A 21,579-nucleotide genomic window follows, 5' to 3' on the forward strand; every position below is an offset into this window, starting at 1 on the left:
AACGCCCCGCCGCCAGCGAGCGGCGAACGCCCCGCCGCCCGAGCGCGGCCAACGCCCCGCCGCCAGGGTGCGGCGAACGCCCCGCCGCCAGCGAGCGGCGAACGCCCCGCCGCCCGAGCGCGGCGAACGCTCCGCCGCCAGGGTGCGGCGAACGCCCCGCCGCCAGCGAGCGGCGAACGGCTTGCCGCAATGCCGATCGGCCGCCGGCCAGCTTTCGTTCGCATCCGCATACCGCAAGCGAAACCGTCCGCAATGGCCGGCGCCGCCTATAATCAGGATGAATTCGGCCTATAATCGCTCTCGGGCATTCGTGTAAAATGGGGGGCGTGACGGGGCAGGCGCGATCCGCGGGATGTTCAGCCCTGTCTGTACGAGTCTTGCCACAGCCCTGCGAGATCGCAGTTCTGCATAACGCAGTCCCGTGGGGCCACAGCCCTGCGAGATGCGAGATCGCAGTTCTGCATAACGCAGTCCTGTGAGGCCATAGCCCTGCGAGGCCGCAGTCGTATCAGGCCGCAGGCGGACAAGCGGCGGGAAGCCTCGTGCCTGCTAAATGCTGATAGGAGGAAAAACGCAAATGAAAGTGACGGAGCTGACAACGGAATATGCCGATCGCCCGTTAGGCTTAGATACGCCCGTTCCGAGGCTGAGCTGGATCAGCGAAGCGGAGGAGGACGACCAGTTTCAGACGGCGTACCAGGTGCTGGTGGCATCCCGTCCGGAGCTGCTGAGCGAGCATCAGGCCGACCTGTGGAACAGCGGCAAGGTGGCGTCGGATCAATCGGTCCATGTGCCCTACGGAGGCAGGCCGCTGGCATCGCGACAGCCATGTTACTGGAAGGTCCGAGTATGGGATAAGCGCGATGCGCCTTCCGCATGGAGCCGGACGGCCCATTGGTCGATGGGGGTGCTGAGCCCGGACGAGTGGACGGCGCGCTGGATCGGCAGAGCGAAGCCGACGGCAGACGGCGGGTTGATGCCTTCGCCGTATCTCCGCAAGACGTTTGCCGTCGACAAGCCGGTTCGCCGCGCCATGATTTATGCCAGCGCGCTGGGGCTGTACGAGCTGCACCTGAACGGCGAGCGGGTCGGCGAGGATTACTTCGCTCCGGGCTGGACGGATTACGCCGTCCGGGTGCAGTACCAGACCTATGACGTGACGAACTTCTTGGCCGTCGGGGAAGCGGCCGTCGGGGCGATTCTCGGCACAGGCTGGTACGCCGGTAACGTCGGCATGTTCGGCCCGAACCGCTACGGCGACAACCCTTACCTGTTGCTTGAGCTGCACATCGAGTATACGGATGGCTCGACCGCCGTCATCGTGACCGACGAATCGTGGCGCACGTCAGCGGGGGCGATCGCCTATTCCGATTTGCTGAAGGGCGAAAGCTACGACGCCCGGCTCGAGCCCGAAGGCTGGAGCCTGCCCGGCTTCGACGACAGCGGCTGGGAGCCGCCGGTCGTGCTGGAGCGCTACGGCGGCAAGCTGGTGGCCCAGGTCGATCCCCCGGTCAGGGTGATGAAGGAGCTGGTGCCGGTCAGCATGAAGCGGACGCCGCGGGGCACGTATATATTCGACATGGGTCAAAACATGGTCGGCTGGGTGCGTCTGACCGTCGACGACGGCCGCGAAGGACAGCGCGTGACCGTCACCTGTGCGGAAATGCTGAATGAGGACGGCACGCTGTATACGATCAATTTGCGCGAAGCCGTCCAGCGGGAAACATACATATTAAAAGGCGGGAGGTTAAAAGGCGAGGGGACGGAGCGTCTGGAGCCGCATTTCACCTTTCACGGGTTCCGCTACGTGGAGGTGGAAGGCATCGACCATCCGACGCTGCGGACCGTAACAGGCCGCGTCGCTTACTCGGCGATGCCGCAGACGGGCTGGCTGAGGACGTCCGACGCGATGCTGAACAAGCTGATCAGCAACATTGAATGGGGCCAGCGCGGCAATTTCCTCAGCGTCCCGACCGACTGCCCGCAGCGGGACGAGCGGCTCGGCTGGACGGGGGATGCGCAAATTTTCGCCCGCACAGCCTGCTGCAGCATGGAGGCGGCGCGCTTTTTCAGCAAGTACATGACCGATGTGCTCGACGCCAGGCTACCTTCCGGAGCTTTCCCCGACGTGGCGCCGGATGCCGGCTGGGAAGCGTTCAAGCGCGCCAGCAAGACGCTGAATTGGCATGCTCCCGACAGCGCCGGCTGGGGCGACGCCGGGGTCATCATTCCCTGGACGGTGTACCAGATGTACGGGGATACGCGCCTGCTCGAAAGCTGCTTCCCGGCCATGGCGCAGTGGGTCGATTATTTGACGGCCAACACCGACGGCTTGATTCGTCCCGGATACTCCAATTACGGGGACTGGCTCTCGGTCGGCGCGGATACGCCCAAGGATGTGCTGGACACCGCATACTACGGCTTCAGCGCGCAGATCGTCGCGAAGGCGGCGCAAGCGCTCGGCCGGGAGGAGGAAGCCCGCAAGTACGCGGAGCTGTTCGAACGGATCAGGCAAGCGTTCACAGCAGCCTTCGTCGGCGCCGACGGCCGCATCAAAGGCGATACGCAGACCGTGTACGCCGTCGCCCTGAAGATGAATTTGCTGCCGGAGGAGCTGCGCGCGGCTGCTGCCGGGCACTTGGCAGACAACATCCGGGCGCACGGCAACCATTTGACGACAGGCTTTCTCGGCGTCGGCTATTTGCTGCCGGCCTTGACCGAAAGCGGACGGGTGGATGTCGCCTACGACCTGCTCGAGCAGCACACGTTCCCGTCCTGGCTCTATTCGGTGAAGCACGGAGCGACGACGATCTGGGAGCGGTGGGACGCCTGGACGGAAACGGACGGCTTCCAAAATCCCGGAATGAACTCGTTCAACCATTATTCGCTCGGTTCCGTCGGCGAATGGATGTACCGGGCGATGCTCGGGATCGATACCGACGAAGCGCGGCCGGGGTTCAAGCATATCATTATTCATCCCCGTCCGGGGGGAGGACTGCATTTTGCCAAAGGCGAATTTCGCTCCGTTCACGGCCTGATCGGCGTGGAGTGGAAGCGGGAGCGGTCCTGCTTCACATTGAAAGTGCGCATTCCGGTCAATACGACGGCGACGGTCATTGTGCCGGGCCAGGCGATTGCCGACGAGATGCATGAACAATCCGGCGTCACGTACGTCGGGAGGGAAGGCGGCGCATCCGTTTTTCGCGCCGGCTCGGGCTGCCACACGTTCGTCGCGACAGGAGCGGGCGCCGGGCATCCGGCTAAGGAAAGGAGGAGCTTGCATGGGATTCGAGGTTGAGAAGACGACGGGCGACAGCGAATGGTTCGTTCGCGACCGGTTCGGTTTATTTATTCATTGGGGCTTGTATTCCTTGGGGGCAAGGCACGAATGGCTGCAGTCGCGGGAGCGAATGTCGCCTGAGAAGTACGCCAAATATTTCAAAAGGTTCGATCCCGATCTGTACGATCCCGAGCTGTGGGCGCAGCTTGCGGCGGATGCCGGAATGAAATATTTCGTGGTGACGACCAAGCATCACGAAGGGTTCTGCCTGTGGGACAGCAAGCTGACCGATTACAAGGCGCCGAATACGCCGGCCGGGCGCGACGTGCTGCGGCCGATGGTCGAGGCGTTCCGCAGCCGCGGGCTGCGCACCGGCTTTTATTATTCGCTGATCGACTGGCACCATCCGCATTACACGGTCGATCCGAAGCATCCGCTGCGGTTCGACCCGGAATTCGTGGCGCAAAGCGCGACGCGCGATTTCTCGGTCTATCGCGACTATTTGTTCGGGCAGACGCGCGAGCTGCTGACCGGGTTCGGTCAAGTCGATCTGCTGTTTTATGATTTTTCGTTTCCGGCGGAGAACGGGCTGGCGGGCAAAGGGAAGGACGATTGGGGCGGCGAGGAGCTGGTCCGTCTCGTCCGGTCCTTGCAGCCGAACATTCTGCTTAACGACCGGCTGCAGGTCGGCGGCGACATTACGACGCCGGAGCAGTACATTCCGACAGGCTGGGTGAAGGTAAACGGCAAGCGGGTCGTCTGGGAAACATGCCATACGTTCAGCGGCTCATGGGGCTATCACCGCGAGGAAGAGTCGTGGAAAAGCGTCGAGCAGCTGATCAGGATGCTGATCGACGTCGTCAGCAAGGGCGGCAACCTGCTGCTCAACGTCGGGCCGACCGCCCGCGGGGAGTTCGACGAGCGCGCGGTCGACCGGCTGAAGGGCATCGGCGAATGGATGCGGCGCCACAGCCGCTCGATCTACGGCTGCACGCAGGCGCCGGAGTCGTTCGAGTGCCCGCCGGACTGTCGGCTGACGTACAATCCGCAGACGAACCGGATGTACCTGCACGTGTTCAGCTGGCCGTTCAAAAATATTCACCTGCGCGGCTTTGCCGGCAAAGTGGAATACGCCCAATTGCTCGGCGACGCATCGGAGATCCGCATGAAGGAAGGCTTCGTGGCGAGCGGCATCGAGGAAGGGGCGTTCCGGGAAGGCAGGGACGAGCATACGGTCACCTTATCGCTTCCCGTCAAAAAACCGAACGCGGCGGTGCCGGTCATCGAGCTGTTCCTGAAATAAGGACAGCTTGGCGAAGCGGTGAAGCCGACGCGCTCAACAAGGAGGCACGACGAAAGTGAAGCAAACGGTCGTCATTGGATACGATCCCCATCCCGCGCCGCGGGTGCAGCATGGCATCCGGCTGCTCGGCGACGCGCTGCGCGGGCTCGGATATGATGTGCGGGAAGAAGCGGCATGCTGGACGTGGGACAGCTACCGCTCGCCGGGCGAGCGGCGCATTTTCGCCGGAAACCGCGGGGAGTCGGCGCTGCTGCGCCAGCTGGAGGAGCGCGACGTGCTGCTGTATCATACGGAAGCTCCGGAGCGGGAAGGCTTTTACCTTGCCGCGTGTCCCGGCAACTTGCTTGCGGTATCGGGAGGGAGCGACAGCGGCGTGTTGTACGGCTGCCAGGAGCTGGCCCGGCGCATCCGCGCCGCGGGTCGCTTGCCGGACGACATGGCGTATGGGGACGCGCCGCAATTTTCGCTGCGGGGGCCGGCGATCGGCCTGCAGAAGACGACGGTGGAGCCGCCGCGGCAGACGTACGAATACCCGCTGACGCCGGACCGTTTCCCGTGGTTTTACGACCGCGGACTATGGCTCGATTTTCTCGATATGCTGCTGGAGGAGCGCTGCAACGTCGTCTATATCTGGAGCGGGCATCCGTTCTCCTCGCTGGTGCGGCTGGACGACTATCCCGAGGCGCTCGAGGTGACGGACGAACAGTTCGAGCTGAACGTGCAGACGTTCCGCTGGCTGGCCGAGGAAGCGGACCGGCGCGGCATCTGGATCGTGCTGAAATTTTACAACATTCACATTCCGCTGCCGTTCGCCGAGAAGCACGGCCTTAAGCTGCACCAGCCGAGACCGCTGCCGCTGACGAGCGATTACTACAAGAAATCGATCGCCGCTTTCGTCCGCTCGTTCCCCAATGTCGGTCTCATGGTTTGCCTCGGGGAAGCGCTGCAGGGGCAAATATACGGGGTCGAGTGGTTCAACGAGACGATTCTCGCCGGCCTGCTCGAAGGACTGAAGGATGCGAAGGTGAAGGAGAAGCCGCCGATTATTTTGCGCTCGCACGCGATCGAGCCGCAGAAGGTCGTCGAAGCGGCGCTGCCGTTATACCCGAACCTGTATACGGAGGCAAAATACAACGGCGAATCGCTGACTACCTATACGCCGCGGGGCCGATGGCAACAGATTCATCAGCAGCTCGGCTCGCTGCAGACGATCCATATCGTCAACGTGCACATCCTGGCCAATCTGGAGCCGTTCCGCTACGGGTCGCCCTCGTTCATTCAAAAATGCATGCAGGCGGCCAAATACCGGCTGAAGGCAAGCGGGCTCCATCTGTACCCGCTTTTTTTCTGGGACTGGCCGTACTCCCCGGACCGGGCGGGGCCGCGGCTGCGCCAGCTGGAGCGCGACTGGATCTGGTTTGCGGCCTGGTTCCGCTACGCCTGGAATCCGGACCGCGACCCGGCAGCCGAGCGGGCATACTGGATGCGCCGCATCGGCGAGCGGTTCGGCAGCCTGGAGGCGGGAGAAGCGATTCTGGACGCATACGAAGCGTCCGGCGAAGTGGCGCCGAAGCTGCTGCGCCGCTTCGGCATCACCGAGGGCAACCGCCAGACGATGAGCCTCGGCATGACGATGAGCCAGCTGACGAACCCGGAGCGGCACATGCCGTGGCCGGATTTGTGGGAATCGCAGTCGCCGCAGGGCGAAAGGCTGGAGGAATACGTCGCCCGGGAGCTGGCGGGCGAGCCGCACGTCGGCGAGACGCCGCCGGAGACGATTGCGGATGCTGTGCGCCATGCGGAGGAGGCGGTGGCGGCGATCGAGCGGGCGGAGCGCTTCGTCGCCCGCAACCGCGAGGAATTCGGCCGGCTGGCCGGCGATATGCGGGCGATTCGCCTGATGGCGCATTCCTACGCGCACAAGGTGCGCGCGGCGCTCTGCATTCTGACCTACAAGCATACGGTTCGTGGACAATATTTCAGCCGCCTGGAGCTGCTCGAGCAGGCCGCGGTCGAGCTGGCCCGCAGCCTGGATCGCTACCGCGAGCTGGCGGCGCTGACGGAGAAGACGTACGAAGCCGCCAACAGCATGCAGACGCCGCAGCGCAAGGTGCCGATCCGCGGCGGGCTGGAATACCGCCACTGGCAGCAGTGTCTGCCCGTATACGAGGCCGAGCTGGAGCGGTTCCGGTTCCATCTGGAGGAGCTGAAGGCGGGCACGCTGCCGGAGGCGGTCAGCAGCGCGAAGGCGCCGATCGCTCCGTATCGCGAAGCCGCGTTCCGGCTGCTGTCGGAAGGCGCGGAGACGTTCCGCGTCGAGAAGGGGGCCCGCGTGTTTACCGACGGCGACATTCACATCGTCGGCTGCGCGGAGGAGCTAAGTGGGCTTACGGGAGTCCGCTTCGGACAGATGGAGGCAGGGCTAAAGGGGGTCGCCGTCGAGCTGGAGCTGCCTGAGCCGTGCCATGTGCTGATCGGCTACTTCAACTCGAAGGACGCGCAGTGGCTGCAGGCCCCGAGCCTGGAGGAGAACACGCATGCCGACGACCGGGGAGGATACGCCCCGATCCTGAAGAAGGGGCTGCGGCTGTACGCCTATCCTTCCGTCAACGTCCATGCGCTTCGCTATGAGGCGGGGCGCCATACGCTCGATTTCGGCCGCGGCGCGTATTTGATCCTGGGCGCCGTGCCCGTCGGCGAGACGCTGCGGCCGCGGGACGTGGAGCATAGGAACGACGGGATCGACACGCTCGATTGGCTGTACGAATAACGGCGGAGCCCGGCCGCGCGGGCAGGCGCGGCCGGCCGGGGAGGGATTGTCGATGAAAGCGATCAGGCAGACGCTGTGGTATAACAGGCCTGCCGCCAATTGGTTCGAGGCGCTGCCGGTCGGCAACGGCCGACTCGGCGGCATGATATTCGGCGGCGTCGACCGGGAGCGCATCGCGCTCAACGAGGATACGCTCTGGTCCGGCGAGCCGCGGGAGACGGTGCGCTTCGACGCGCTGCGCCATCTGCAGCCGGTGCGCGAGATGATTTTCGCCGGGCGGTATGCGGAAGCCGAGGAGACGATCGAGCGGTACATGGAAGGGCCGGACATCGAGTCATACTTGCCGCTCGGCGATCTGGAGCTGATCTTCGAAGACGGCGGCGCGGCCGACATGGCGGAGTATCGCCGGGAGCTGGACCTGGACGAAGGGCTCGTGCGGGTGAATTACCGGCAGGACGAGGCGGCGCACTCGCGGGAAATGTTCGTCTCCGCCGCCGATCAGGTGATGGCGATCCGCCTGACCGCGGACCGCGGCATCAGCTTCACCGCACTGCTGCACAGCCCGCTGCAGCATGCCGTGCGCCGGCTAGGCGGCGGCCGCATCGAGCTGGCGGGCCGCTGCCCGGTTCATGTGCTGCCGAATACGGTCAAGTCGCCGGAGCCGATCCAGTACGCCGCGGGCCGCGGCATCGGCTTTGCCGTGCAGTTGCAGGCGATCGCGGAGGGCGGCAGGCTGGAGGCGAGCGGCGGACGGCTGCGCGTGAGCGGCGCCCGCGCGGTGACGCTGCTGCTCGCCGCGGCCACCAGCTTCAGCGGCTTCGACCGCGATCCCGCCGCATACGGGCTTGACGCGGCGGCGCTGTGCGGGGAGCGGCTCCCCGCCGCCGCCCGGCTCGGCTACGCCGCGCTGAAGCAGCGGCATGCGGACGACTACGCCGCGCTGTTCGGCAGCGTCGCCCTCGAGCTCGGCGGCGCAGACCGCAGCGGCATGCCGACCGACGCCCGCATCGAGGCGGTGAAGCGCGGGGAGGACGATCCGGGTCTGGCCGCCCTGTTTTTCCAGTTTGGCCGTTATCTGCTAATCGCCAGCTCCCGCCCAGGCAGCCAGCCCGCTAACCTGCAGGGTATCTGGAACGACCGGATGCAGCCTCCGTGGTGCAGCAGCTGGACGACGAACATCAACCTGCAGATGAACTATTGGCCTGCGGAGGTGGCGAATTTGGCGGAATGCCACCGGCCGCTGTTCCGATTGATCGAGGATTTGCGCATTACCGGGCGGAAGACGGCCGCGGTTCATTACGGCTGCCGGGGCTGGACGGCCCATCACAACATCGACCTGTGGCGCACGGCGACGCCCGTCGGCGGCTCGCCGAGCTGGGCGTTCTGGCCGATGGCCGGAGCCTGGCTGTGCGAGCATCTGTGGGAGCATTACGCCTTCGGGCAGGACGAGGCGTTCCTGAAGGAGGCGTATCCGGCGATCCGCGAGGCGGCGCTGTTCTGCCTCGACTGGCTCGTCGCAGCGCCGGACGGCAGCCTCGTCACATGCCCGTCGACATCGCCGGAAAATACGTTCATAGCCCCGGACGGACAGCGCAGCAGCGTCAGCAAAGGCTCGACGATGGATATGGCGCTGATCCGCAATGTGTTCGCCCGCTGTATCGAGGCGGCAGAGATACTGAGCCTCGATCCGGCGCTCCGGGAGGAGCTGGCGCAGGCGCTCGCGCGCATACCTCCTTACCGCATCGGGCGGCACGGGCAGCTGCAGGAATGGGACGAAGACTTCGAGGAGCTGGAGCCGGGCCATCGGCATACCGCGCACCTCGTCGCGCTGCATCCGCTGGAGCAGATTACACCGCGCCGGGAACCGGAGCTTGCCGCCGCCTGCCGCAGGACGCTGGAGCGGCGGCTGTCCCACGGCGGCGCGCATACCGGCTGGAGCTGCGCGTGGATGGTCTGCTTCTGGGCCCGGCTCGGCGAGCCGGAGGAAGCGGCCCGCTTTCTCGGCAAGCTGCTCGGCGGCCTGCATCCGAACATGACCAACGCTCACCGGCATCCGAAGGTGAAGCTCGGCATCTTCCAGATCGACGGCAATATGGCCGGGGCGGCGGGCATCGCGGAGCTGCTGCTGCAGAGCCACGCCGGGGAGATCGCGTTGCTGCCGGCGCTGCCTGCGCAGTGGGCGCGCGGCCGCGTCCGCGGTCTGAGGGCGCGCGGCGGCTTCGAGATCGCGATGGAATGGAGCGAGGGGACGCTGCTAAGCGCCAGCATCGTCTCGCGGGCCGGCAAGCGATGCCGGCTGCGGACGGCCGCGCCGGTGCGGGTCCTCGCGGAAGACGGAACGGCCATTCGCGCGGCGCGGGAAGCGGCCGATACGATCGCGTTCGCTACGGAAGCAGGGCGGGTGTACAAGATCGAGCCCGCCGCGGCGAGCGGCCGCGGGCAAGACGGAGCCCGCCCAGAACACGGAGTCCATCTGGAACTGGGAGGCGATATCGCTTGAAGTATCATGTGAAGGCGGCTGAATTTATTTTCGGAGACGACAGGCCGTTTGCCAGCTGTCATGCGTCTACGCTGGAGCTGCTGCCCGGCGGCGAGATCATGGCCGCCTGGTTCGGCGGATCGCGGGAAGGCGCGGGGGATGTGGCGATCTGGACTTCGCGCCGAACCGGCGGCAAGTGGACCGCGCCGGTCAAGGTAGCCGAGCGGGAGGATACGCCCCACTGGAATCCGGTGCTGTTCCGCCGCGGCGACGGCGTGCTGCTTCTCTACTACAAAGCGGGCCGGCGCATCGCCGAATGGGAGACGATGGTGATGCGCTCCTCCGATAACGGGGCGACCTGGAGCTCCCCGGTTCCGCTCGTCCCCGGGGATGCGGGCGGGCGAGGCCCTGTCAAAAACAAGCCGATCGTGCTTGACGACGGCACGATCGCCGCCCCCGCGTCGCTCGAGCCGGCCTGGGACTGCTTCGTCGACCTTTCTTCGGACGGCGGCGAAACTTGGACGCGCAGCGAGACGGTGCCGATCGACCGCAGCGGATTTCTGGGCAAAGGCATCATCCAGCCGACGCTGTGGGAATCCGCCCCGGGCGTCTTGCATATGCTGACGCGCAGCACCGAAGGGGCGGTCTTCCGCAGCGATTCGCGCGATGGGGGGAGGACGTGGTGCCCGGCTTACCGGAGCGGGCTGCCGAACAACAACAGCGGCCTCGACCTGGCGAAGCTGGATAACGGCCTGCTTGCTCTGGCGTATAACCCGACCCGCCCGGAGCCGGGCCAAACCAAGGGCCCGCGTTCGCCGCTCGTGCTGCGGCTCTCCCGCGACAACGGCCATACCTGGGACGACGAGCTGCTGTTGGACGAGGGCATAAGCCAATATTCGTATCCGGCGATTGTCGCGGGAGGGAACGAAGTGTACATCACGTACACTTGGAGAAGAGAGCGCATCGCCTTCCGGCAAATCGCCATTGCGGATTAAGCAGAAATGACCTATAGAATGAGTGGATAACCACCCTAAAACTGTGCTCGGAGTGGGATATATTAGAAAATGGAAGAAGGATACACCAATACTTGGGAATGGGGTGTAGGGGAATTCATGACATCCGTTAGCGCCTTGGATGAACAGCTGCGCGCCGGCCGGAAAGCGCTTCGCACGCTCCCCGGAGCCCTGCTGCTCGGATCGACCGGGGCGCGGCTGTGGGCCGATTATGTGGAGCCCGTCCCCGGATTCGCCGGCCGGTTCGATTTTATCCATAAAGTCAATATCCCTCTGTTGTATAAAGTGACATGCAGCCTGGCCGCCTCCTTCGAGCCTTGCCGGACCGAATGGCGCCCGAGCCATCTGCGGATGGATTACGAGGACGGCCGCGTCACCTTGAAGGAGAGGAAGTTCATCTCCTGGGACGATTGCGCCGTCTCCTGCCAGACGTGGACGAACCGCAGCGGAGAGGAGCTGGTGCTGCGCCTTGAGACCGACGGCAGCCGGTTTGCGGAGCGGGACGGGAACGAGCTGTTCGGCACGTTCGAGATTCCGCATTACAGCTTCGATGTCGCGGGAGCGATCGCCGCAAGCGACCCGGAGCTGCTGAAGGGGCTGCGCATCGCGCCGGGAGAGACGAGGCAGCTCGTCATCTGCGCCGCGCTCGGCATCGCCGGAGCGGACGACCGCGGCCTGCTGCGGGAGCGGGCCGCGGCCTACGCGCAGAGCGGGCTGGATGCGGAGCAGACGGCGGCCAGGCACAGCGCCGAATACGAGCGGTGGTTCGAGCAGGCGCCCGCTTTTCGCAGCAGCGATGCGCTGCTGAACCGCACCTGGACGTACCGCTGGTTCCTCTTGAGGCATAATTTGGCCGATCCGCGGTACGGGCATTTGCCTTATCCGCTCTTTTACGAAGGGCGGTCGCACAAGAAGAGCAAGCGCCCGTTCGCCAAGGGGGGATGGGAATTCAGCAAGCTGATCAACCTGTCCGTGCCCCTGCATCTGATGGACGCCAGATGGTACCATGATCCGGTTTACTGCGAAGGCGCGCTCCGCAATATGGATGCGTCTTTGGGCGAGGACGGGCTGTACCGCTGCCTGACCGTCGATGAAATCATGCATTCGTTCGCCAACTTCAGCTGCTGGGCCGCTTACCAGCTGTACCTCGTGCATCGCAACAAGGATACGATGGCCAAGCTGCTTCCGTCGCTGAAACGGCAAATCGAAGGTTGGAAGCGTATTCACGGAAGCGACCGCGACGAATTGATGATTGAGTACAAGCATACGCGGACAGGCAAGGAGTATCAGCCGAGCTACTGGTACTTCCACGACTACCCCAGGAACCCGAAGGACAAAAGCACCTACACCCACTTAAAGCGGGTGGACCGCTCGGTATACCATTACTTGAACACGCTTGGCGTTGCCGAGCTGTGCGCCGTCGTGGGCGATCCCGACGAGGCGGCGTTCCGCCGCTTGGCGGACCGCATCCGGCGCGATATTCTGGCCAAAATGTGGGACGAGGAATCGCAATTTTTCTATGATCTTCATTACGAGACGGACGAGAAGGCGCTGGTCAAAAATATCGTCGGCATTTATCCCGGCTGGGCGCAAATGATCGACGACCGCTACGACGGCATGATCGAGCATCTGTTCGACCCGGCGCAGTTTCATACCAGCTGCCCGTTCCCTTCGGTGGCGGCCGATTGCCCGGCTTATTCGAAGGAAGGGGGGTGGATGGGCCATTTCGTCAAAGGGCGCAACGGCTGCGTATGGGACGGCCCGACATGGCCGTACACGAACTCCATCGCGCTCGATGCGCTGGCCAAGGAAAGCAAGCGGCGGGGACACCGCTTTGACAGCCACTTCGCCCACTATTTGCGGGAATACGCCTTCCTTCATTTCCAGCAGCGGGATTTGGAGCGGCCCGGCCTCGTCGAGCATTACAACAGCGAGACGGGCGAGCCGCTCAGCGACGAGCAGGAATACAACCATTCCTATTTCATCGACCTAGTGATCTCGCACGTGGCCGGCCTTGCGGTGGGGCGGGACGGCATCGCGCTCGATCCGCTCGATATCGGGCTCGATTATTTCCGGCTTGATCGGCTGAGAGTGGCCGGCAGGGAGCTGGCGATCACTTACCGGAAGCCGGGAGCGCCTGTTCCCGGCGAGCTGGCCGGGCTCGGCGAAGGATACCGGCTGTATGCGGACGGCAAGCTTGTATTCGCAAGCGGCGGGCTTTGCCGCACGGCGTTGACCTGGCGCGAGCTTGACGCGGTCCCGTAATGCGCGGGGCTGCAATCGCGCGATCATTGCAAAAGGAGATGGAGTTGAGCATGAATCGTTTTAACGGCATCGTCTCCCCGTCGGAGACGGACCCGAAGCGGCTGGAGGCGTTTCTTCCGGTGCTTCATCCGAACGACAGCCACGCGGCCAATTTGCTGGAGCTGGATAACGGGGATTTGCTCTGCGTCTGGTTTAACGGGAGCGGGGAAGGCAATCCGGATACGAACATCGTGATGTCGCGGCTTGCGGCAGGCTCGAACCGCTGGAGCGAGCCGGTGCGGCTGTCGGACGACCCGGAGCGCTCGGAGCAAAATCCGGTGCTGTTCCAGGCGCCGGACGGCCGGCTGTGGCTGCTGCATACGTCCAACGAGCCGCACGATCAGAAGACATCGCGCATCGTCCGCCGCATCTCGCAGGACCGCGGGGCGACGTGGGGGCCGCCGGAAGTGCTGTTCGACCGCAAGGGCCTGTTTCTCAGGCAGCCGATGCTGGTGCTAAGCTCCGGGGACTGGCTGCTGCCGGCCTATTACTGCAAGCTGGACGGACATTACAGCGTCGTAATGATCAGCTCGGACGAGGGGCGGACGTGGACGGAGCACGAGGTCGCAGGCGGCGTTCATCGCGTGCAGATGAGCGTCGTGGAGCTGGACGGCGGCACGCTGTTCGCCGTGTTCCGCAGCCGGCAGGCGGACCGCATCTATACGAGCGTCTCGCATGACGCCGGCCGGACGTGGACGGTTCCCGCAAGGAGCGCCCTTGCGAACAACAATTCGTCGATTCAGCTGACGAAGCTGCGCAGCGGCCGGCTCGCGCTGCTCTTTAACGATTCCACCATGGAGCGCGACCAGTTCCGCTGGGTTCAACGAAAGGGGGAATTCCGCAAGAAGCCGCTGCGAACGCCGCTTACGCTGGCCGTATCGGAGGACGGCGGGGCGACATGGCCCCACATTCGGAACGTGCAGATGGCCGATCTGGAATATAAGGATTCCGAGATCGGGTATTCGTATCCGACGATCATAGCGGGACGCGACGGCAAAATACATATGGCTTACTCCTATTTGCGCAAGGCGATCAAATACGTGTGCGTCGAGGAGAGCTGGGTGTCAGAGGGGTAAAATTCTATGAGCCCGAGGTGATAGTGATGAATGGAAGAATCGAGCATTTATGCGGCGATCAGTTTTTTGACGAGAATCTGGACATTTTCATTAACCGCGAATTGGAATCGTTTGCAACATCGCAGCATACCCATGATTTTATCGAAATCAGCTTTGTGGGCGAAGGTTGCGGTTACCATTACGTTGAAGACCAAGTCATTCCCGTCAAGCAGGGCGATCTGTTTGTCATCCCGATCGGCACTTCGCACGTGTTCAGGCCGTCCTCTCCTCAGCAGGATAAAACGCTCGTCATCTATAATTGCATATTCCGCGCGAGCAATCTGGAACGCTGGAAGCATTTGCTGCAGAAGGATTCCTACGCGTACAACATCATTTTTCATCCGGGCTCATCGAACGAGCGCTGGCTGCATTTTCAGGACAAACACGACACGTTCGCCGGCATGTTCCAGACGATGTACTGGGAATATTTGAAGCGCAATACCGGCTTCGAAACGATCTTGACGGCAATGCTCGTGCAGATGCTGGTCATGCTGCAGCGCTTTACATTGAAAAACGAGGCAGAAACCGCCTCGTTCAGCAGGCTCGAGGAGGTCGTTCATTTCATCCGCAGCAATTATACGCAAAATATTACGGTGCAGCATGTGGCCGACTACTTCTATTTGAGCGCGAGCCATTTCCAGCGGCTGTTCAAAAAATCGACCGGACTTACGTTCACACAATATTTGCAGAACGTCCGCATCCAAAAATGCTGCGAGCTGCTCAAGTCCACCGACATCCCGATCTACCAGATCGCCAATCAGGTCGGCTATTTGGATATGAAGTTTTTCCATGCGCTGTTCCGCAAAAAAACAGGGGTAACTCCAAGGCAATACCGGCAAAACTTTCAGGAGTTCGAGGATAAAGCGATATCGCTGTAATCTGGTCAATATAAGGCGGGCTGACCCTGTAACGGAGCAGCTCTTTTTTTGTTGTCCGGGCGTTAGGCATGAATCCCCTATAGAGTAAGCAAACATCACCTATAATCCGGCAAGGCGGGAGAGGTATAATGAAAAAAACGTCTGAAACCGTTACCATAGACCGTTTTTTCGGGTACGTACGAATGGGGAGGTGCCGTCGTGGGACGGATTCTTTTGAATCACGTGGAGAAGCGATTTGGCAAGGAGAGAATTTATGCTGTAAAAGACTTTCATTTAGAAATTGAGGACGGAGAATTTCTCGTTATGGTCGGCCCGTCGGGCTGCGGAAAATCGACGACGCTGCGGATGATCGCCGGTCTCGAGGACATTACTTCAGGCGAGCTGTATATCGGCGACCGGCTTGTTAACCATTTGCCGCCGAAGGACCGGGATATCGCCATGGTGTTCCAAAACTACGCCCTGTACCCCAACATGAGCGTCTACGAGAATATCGCCTTTGGCCTGCGCTTGCGCAAAATGCCCAAGCACGAGATCGATTTGGCGGTCAAAAAAACGTCCCGCATCCTGGAAATCGAGCCTTATCTCGAACGGAAGCCGAAGCAGCTGTCCGGCGGCCAGCGCCAGCGCGTCGCTCTCGGCCGGGCGATCGTCCGCAATCCCCAGGTGTTCCTGATGGACGAACCGCTGTCCAATCTGGATGCCAAGCTGAGGGTGCAGATGCGGACGGAAATTATTCGGCTGCATAAGCAGCTCGGCGTGACGATGGTGTACGTGACGCACGATCAGGTGGAAGCGATGACGATGGGCAACCGCATTGTCGTGATGGACAAAGGCGTCATTCAGCAGGCGGATACGCCGAAAGCGATTTATAACAACCCGAGAAATATGTTCGTCGCCGGCTTCATCGGCACGCCGCCGATCAATTTCCTTGAAGGGAAAATTATGGAGGGCGAGAACGGCTCGCTCGAATTTCACACGAACCGCTATTATTTGCGCATTCCGGCTCCGCAGGCGGCGATGCTCAAGGAGAAGAAAAAGGTGAACCGCACGGTCATTCTGGGCATCCGCTGCGAGAACATCCATCTGGATGCCGCCGCCCGCCAAGCCCATCCCCATTCGCAAATTACGGGCATCCAGAAGCTGCACGAGCTGATGGGGGCCGATATGTACCTGTATTTGGATATCGGGGCGCCGAACCTCTTGATCGTCCGTACGAATGACTCGCATCCGTACGAGGACAACGGAAAGCTGACGCTGACGCTGGATATGCGCAAGGCGATTTTTTTCGACAAGGATACGACAGAAAATTTGATGTACTAACGGAATGCGGAGGGATGGAGTTGAAGGCGTTGTTGCGTAACCGGGCGTGGATATGGTCATTGCTGGCGCTTGCGTTAGTATGGGGGCCGGCTGTTTCCGGTTCGGCGAATTTCGCCGGTTCGGCGTCGGCGGAGCAGCAGGCGGAAAGCGCTGCCGACAACGTGCCGGGCAATCCGCCTGATGTAAGGGGCACGAGTAGCCCGCCTGGCGTCACGGGTGCGGGCAATCCGCCTGGCGTCACGGGCGCGGGCAATCCGCCTGACGTCACGGGTGCGGGCAATCCGCCTGACGTCACGGGCGCGGGCAATCCGCCTGGCGTCACGGGCGCGGGCAATCCGCCTGGCGTCACGGGCGCGGGCAATCCGCCCGGCGTCACGGGCACGAGCAATCCGCCCGGCGTCACGGGCGGTATGGGCGCAGTCCTGCAGCGCGATCCTTATTACGCCGAAGTGCTCGAGCGGTGGAAAAAGCAGGGCGCATCCGACAATCACGGGGGAATGATAACCATTCCCGGGTCCGGCTTCAGCGCCCGTTCGGAACAGGCCCGCGTGAGCGTCGGATCTTATAACGGCAAGGACGGTGTGCTCATCTGGGAGGCGCAGGGAAACGAATGGATCGAGTACGAGGTGGAGACCGAGCAGGAAGGGCTGTACATGATCGAGGTGTCCTACCATCCGTTCGTCGGGCCGAAAAACCGCAAGCCGATCTCGTGGAACATTTCGGTCGACGGCGTCAGCCCGTTTCTCGAATCGAAATCGGTGCAGCTGTACCGCAGGTGGAAGGATCAGCTGCCGGCCCGCAAGGACAGCAACGGGGACGAGATTCGGCCGATGGCCGAGGACATTTCCGGCTGGATGACTGCCGCGCTGCGCGATCAGGGCGGCGCTTACGCGGACCCGCTGCTGTGGTATTTGCAGCCCGGCAAGCATACGATCCGAATCGCCGGCAGCGATGCTGTGGCCGTCGAATCGATCGTGTTCCGCGCGCCGGAAGCGGCCGCCGATTATAAGACGGCGCGCCAGGCGATGCCTGCGGCTACCCCTGTCGACGCAGAGCCGATCGTGATCGAGGCCGAGGCCGTGCAGTGGAAGAACGATTCATCCATACCGCTCGCCTATGACAACGATATCGCCTCGACCCCTTACGAGCGGGGCAAAATTACGTTCAATACGATCAACGGCGAACGCTGGTCGAGCGGCAATCAGGAGATCACGTGGAGCTTCGAGGTGCCGGAAAGCGGCTATTACAAGATCGGCATGCGGTCGCAGCAGTCGTTCTTGTCCAACCGCTCGTCTTTTCGCGCCATCTCCGTCAACGGCAAGGTGCCGTTCTCGGAGCTTAAGGCTTACCGGTTCCTGTATCATTCCGGCTGGCGAGCGACGGTGCTGGAGGATGAGAGCGGCCAGCCGTACGAATTTTATTTGCCCAAAGGGACGAATACGCTTTCGATGCGCGTGACGATGGCCCCGCTCAAACCGGTGCTGATCGACCTGGAGAACGGCATTGCCGATCTGAAGGTGCTGTCGGCCGACCTGAAGGCGCTGACCGGGGGCGTGGACGACAAAAACCGGACATGGGATCTAAAGCGCGAGCTTCCGGGCTTTACCGACCAGCTGCAGGCTTTGGGCGACAGGCTCGACGCCACCCGCCAAAGGCTGGAAGGGATCAACGGCCGCCCGGACGCCGTGTCCCAGGGCATCTCCACCATCGTGCAGGATATCAACCTGCTGCTGGAGAACGAGAACGAAATTCCGTATGAAGCGAGCCGGCTCGTCTCGCTGCAGGGGAAGGTCGGCGACCTGATCCAGCAGCTGAGCTCGCAGCCGCTGCAGCTCGACCGCATCTATATCGTCCCGGCGCAGCAGGAGTTTCCGCGCATGGTAGCGACCTTCGGGCAAAAGCTGCAAGGCTCGCTCGTCAACTTCTTTTATTCCTTCATGCCGAAGGAGAAGTTGAGCGACGTGCGGGACGACGTGCTGAACGTCTGGGTGCAGCGGGGAAGGGATTATGTCAACCTGCTGCAGGATATGGCCAACGAGTCGTTCACGCCGCAGACCGGCATCAAGGTCAAGGTGAATCTGCTGCCTGACTCGGGACTGCTCGTGCTGATGAACGCAGCGGGCATCGCCCCGGATGTCGCGCTCGGACTCGCGCAAGATTTGCCGTTCGAATACGCGCTGCGCAACGGGATCTACAATCTGAAGGAATTTCCCGATTTCGACACGGTGTACGAACGGTTCGCTCCCGGCTCCTGGGTGCCCTTCTATTATGACGGCGGCTATTACGGCGTTCCCGAGACGCAGACATTCCAGATGCTGTATTACCGCAAAGATATTTTGCAGAGCCTCGGACTCGAGGTGCCGGATACGTGGGACGACCTGTACAAGATGCTTCCCGTCCTGCAGCAGAACGGGCTCAATATGACGCCGGTCAGCCACAATCCCTTCTTCCTCCAGAACGGCGCGGAGTATTTTCAGGAGGACGGCACGAAGACGGCGCTTAGCTCGGAGAAAGGCTTCGACGCCTTCAAGAAATGGAGCGATTTCTACAACAAGTACGCGGTCGACCGCCAGGTGTCCAGCTTCTATCAGCACTTCCGCGACGGCACGATGCCGATCGGCATCGCCGACCTGGGCATGTACATTCAGCTGACCGTCGCCGCTCCCGAGCTGAACGGCTGGTGGGGCGTCGCGCCGATTCCGGGCGTGCGGCAGGAAAACGGCGAGGTCGTTCGCTGGATGGGCGGCGGCATGCAGTCGTCGGCCATCTTCAAGCAGACGAAGAAGCCGCAGGAAAGCTGGGAGTTTCTGAAATGGTGGACGTCGGCGGAGGTGCAGGAGAGGTACGGCACCGACCTCGAGACGCTCAACGGCGTGACGTTCCGCTGGAACACGTCGAATATCGACGCGTTCGTCGAGCTGCCGTGGAAGGAAGACGATCTGCAGGCGATTATGGAGCAGTGGAGATGGTTCAAGGAAATTCCGAACGTGCCCGGCAGTTATTTCATGGAGCGCGAGCTGCAGAACGCCTGGAACCGCACGGTTGTCGACGGAATCAATTACCGGACCTCGCTCGAGACCGCCATTATCGATATCGACCGGGAAATTCAACGGAAGATGCAGGAGTTTCATTTTATCGATGCAAGCGGCAACGTCGTCCGCTCGCTCAACCTGCCGAAAATAACCGAGCCGTGGAAAGGGGTGGACAAGTATGTTAAAAAGTGACGCGCAAGCGCTGCCGAGCTCGACGGCGGACGCCAAGCGGCTGAAGCGCCGGTTCGTTCCGGCGCTGCAGACGATCTGGTCCTACCGGGCGTCCTATATCTTCATCGCGCCGTTCATGATCTGCTTTATCCTCTTCATCATGCTGCCGGTCATCGCGGCCTTCGGGCTCAGCTTCACTTACTTCAATTCGCTCGAACCGCCGCGGTTCGTCGGCTGGGAAAACTTCCGCTACATGCTGTCGCAGGATTTGCTGCTGATCAAATACGCGCTGCCGAACACGTTCAAATTCGCGACGATCGTCGGACCGGGAGGATATATCGCCTCGTTCCTGCTCGCCTGGCTGATTTCGATTTTGCCGGCCGTTTACCGCAAATGGTTTACGCTCGCCATGTATACCCCGTCGCTGGCCGGCGGGGTGGCGATGGGCATCATTTGGCTGCCACTCTTGTCCAGCGACCGGATCGGCTACTTGAACAGCTTTCTGATCAAGCTCGGGTTCATCAGCGAGCCCATTCTATGGGTTACGAGCAAGGAATATTTGATGGGCTCGATGATCGTCGTCACGCTGTGGTCGAGCATGGGGATCGGCTTTCTGGCGATGCTGGCCGGCATTTTGAACGTCAATCCGGAGCTGTACGAGGCCGGCAAGCTGGACGGCATACGCAGCAGGCTGGAGGAAATCTGGTACATCACGATTCCGTCAACGAAGCCGCAGATGCTGTTCGGCGCCGTCATGGCGATCGTCGGGGCGTTCAAGGCCGGGGGCATCGGAACCGACCTGTCCGGCATGAACCCGACGCCGCAGTACGCCGGCCACGTCATCGTCACCCATATCGACGATTACGGCTTCACGCGGTTCGAGCTCGGCTACGCCTCGGCCTTGTCCGTATTCCTGCTGCTGCTCATGTACCTGGCCAACAAGCTTTGTTGGCGGCTGTTCGGCACGAAGGAGGATGAGTAGATGAACGTCAAAAATGCGCTGCCGAGACTCGTCTTATGGCGGCGCCGCTCGAAGCTGCACCGCATGTCGCCGTTCGAGAAATTTGCGGTGTTTCTGCTCGTATTGCTCAGCATTTTCATGCTGATGCCGCTCATATACATTTTCAATCACTCGCTTAAGCCGTATTCGGAGCTGTTCATTTATCCGCCGAACATCTTCGTGCGCGACGCGTCGTTCCAGAACTTCGTCGAGCTGCTGGCGATTACGAAAGGAACGGCGACGCCGATGTCGCGCTACATTTTCAACAGCGTCGTCGTGGCCATTCTGTGCGTCATCATCGTGACCATCGTCAGCGCCATGTGCGCTTATCCGATCTCGAAGCATAAGTTTCCCGGGCATAAGATCGTGTTCGGCACCATTATTTTGACGCTGCTGTTCGCGCCGGAGACGGTGGCCATTCCCCGCTATCTGATCGTCAGCAAGCTGGGCATCATGAACACGTATTTGGGCCATATTATGCCGATGGTCGCCGTTCCTACAGGCGTCTTTCTTATGAAGCAGTTCATCGACCAAATTCCGAACGAGCTGCTCGATTCGGCCAAGATGGACGGGGCGAGGGAGTATACGATCTTCATGAAGATCGTCATCCCCGTCATCATGCCGGCGGTGGCGACGATCGGCATCATCGCCTTCAATGCGGCGTGGGGCAATACGGAGACGTCGACGCTGTTCATGCAGGACGAGGAGATGAAGACGTTCCCGTTCTTCATCTCGACGCTGACCAGCGGCATGGCCAACAACGTGGCCCGGCAGGGAGCTGCCGCTGCGGCGGCGCTGCTGATGTTTTTGCCGAACCTGATCATCTTCCTGCTGTTCCAGAGCAAGGTGATCGCCACGATGGCCCATTCCGGCATCAAATAACAAGCCGGGTAGCGAACTGTTCCGGTGAAAGG

13 protein-coding genes are annotated in these 21,579 nt (G+C 62.0%); 12 read left to right on the top strand and 1 reads right to left on the bottom strand.

Annotated elements, in window-relative coordinates:
• Window positions 1–253 (bottom strand): hypothetical protein (locus F591_RS28720; RefSeq protein WP_211217616.1); only part of this gene is annotated, 253 nt, incomplete at its 3' end.
• 324 nt (window positions 254–577) lie between these two features.
• On the opposite strand from F591_RS28720, the gene F591_RS28725 reads away from it, so the two are divergent.
• The 12 genes from F591_RS28725 (at window position 578) to F591_RS0121755 (ending at window position 21,547) form a co-directional block, all read left to right on the top strand.
• Window positions 578–3,298, top strand: a complete 2,721-nt coding sequence (locus F591_RS28725) for a glycoside hydrolase family 78 protein (RefSeq protein ID WP_019536718.1) — start codon at window positions 578–580, stop codon at window positions 3,296–3,298.
• Window positions 3,282–4,583, top strand: coding sequence for an alpha-L-fucosidase (locus F591_RS0121705; RefSeq protein ID WP_019536719.1), 1,302 nt, complete (start codon window positions 3,282–3,284; stop codon window positions 4,581–4,583). Before F591_RS28725 ends, F591_RS0121705 begins: the two co-directional genes overlap by 17 nt.
• Window positions 4,584–4,638: 55 nt before the next feature.
• Window positions 4,639–7,353 carry a hypothetical protein gene (locus F591_RS0121710; protein ID WP_019536720.1) on the top strand — a complete coding sequence of 905 codons (2,715 nt, stop codon included), beginning with the start codon at window positions 4,639–4,641 and terminating at the stop codon, window positions 7,351–7,353.
• Between the two features lie 52 nt (window positions 7,354–7,405).
• Window positions 7,406–9,853 carry a glycoside hydrolase family 95 protein gene (locus F591_RS0121715; RefSeq protein WP_019536721.1) on the top strand — a complete coding sequence of 816 codons (2,448 nt, stop codon included), beginning with the start codon at window positions 7,406–7,408 and terminating at the stop codon, window positions 9,851–9,853.
• Window positions 9,850–10,827, top strand: a complete 978-nt coding sequence (locus F591_RS0121720) for a sialidase family protein (RefSeq protein WP_019536722.1) — start codon at window positions 9,850–9,852, stop codon at window positions 10,825–10,827. The genes F591_RS0121715 and F591_RS0121720 overlap by 4 nt, the downstream gene beginning before the upstream one ends.
• A 69-nt stretch (window positions 10,828–10,896) precedes the next feature.
• A complete protein-coding gene (locus F591_RS0121725; protein WP_245581097.1) occupies window positions 10,897–13,110 on the top strand; it encodes an MGH1-like glycoside hydrolase domain-containing protein in 2,214 nt (737 codons plus the stop codon).
• Window positions 13,111–13,160: 50 nt separating this feature from the next.
• On the top strand, window positions 13,161–14,225 hold the full coding sequence (locus F591_RS0121730) for a sialidase family protein (protein ID WP_019536724.1): 1,065 nt from the start codon (window positions 13,161–13,163) through the stop codon (window positions 14,223–14,225).
• Window positions 14,226–14,251: 26 nt separating this feature from the next.
• Window positions 14,252–15,142 (top strand): AraC family transcriptional regulator, encoded by an 891-nt coding sequence (locus F591_RS0121735; protein WP_019536725.1) that lies wholly within the window; start codon window positions 14,252–14,254, stop codon window positions 15,140–15,142.
• Between the two features lie 198 nt (window positions 15,143–15,340).
• Window positions 15,341–16,462 (top strand): ABC transporter ATP-binding protein, encoded by a 1,122-nt coding sequence (locus tag F591_RS0121740; protein WP_019536726.1) that lies wholly within the window; start codon window positions 15,341–15,343, stop codon window positions 16,460–16,462.
• Window positions 16,463–16,476: 14 nt separating this feature from the next.
• Entirely contained in the window at window positions 16,477–19,686 is a 3,210-nt protein-coding gene (locus F591_RS0121745; protein ID WP_019536727.1) for an extracellular solute-binding protein, read from the top strand.
• Entirely contained in the window at window positions 19,673–20,647 is a 975-nt protein-coding gene (locus tag F591_RS0121750; RefSeq protein WP_026326804.1) for a carbohydrate ABC transporter permease, read from the top strand. Before F591_RS0121745 ends, F591_RS0121750 begins: the two co-directional genes overlap by 14 nt.
• A complete protein-coding gene (locus F591_RS0121755; protein ID WP_019536729.1) occupies window positions 20,648–21,547 on the top strand; it encodes a carbohydrate ABC transporter permease in 900 nt (299 codons plus the stop codon). It begins immediately after the preceding gene.
• Window positions 21,548–21,579: the final 32 nt, after the last annotated feature.

Source organism: Paenibacillus ginsengihumi DSM 21568, from assembly GCF_000380965.1.
Taxonomy (GTDB): Bacteria; Bacillota; Bacilli; order Paenibacillales; family NBRC-103111; genus Paenibacillus_G; species Paenibacillus_G ginsengihumi.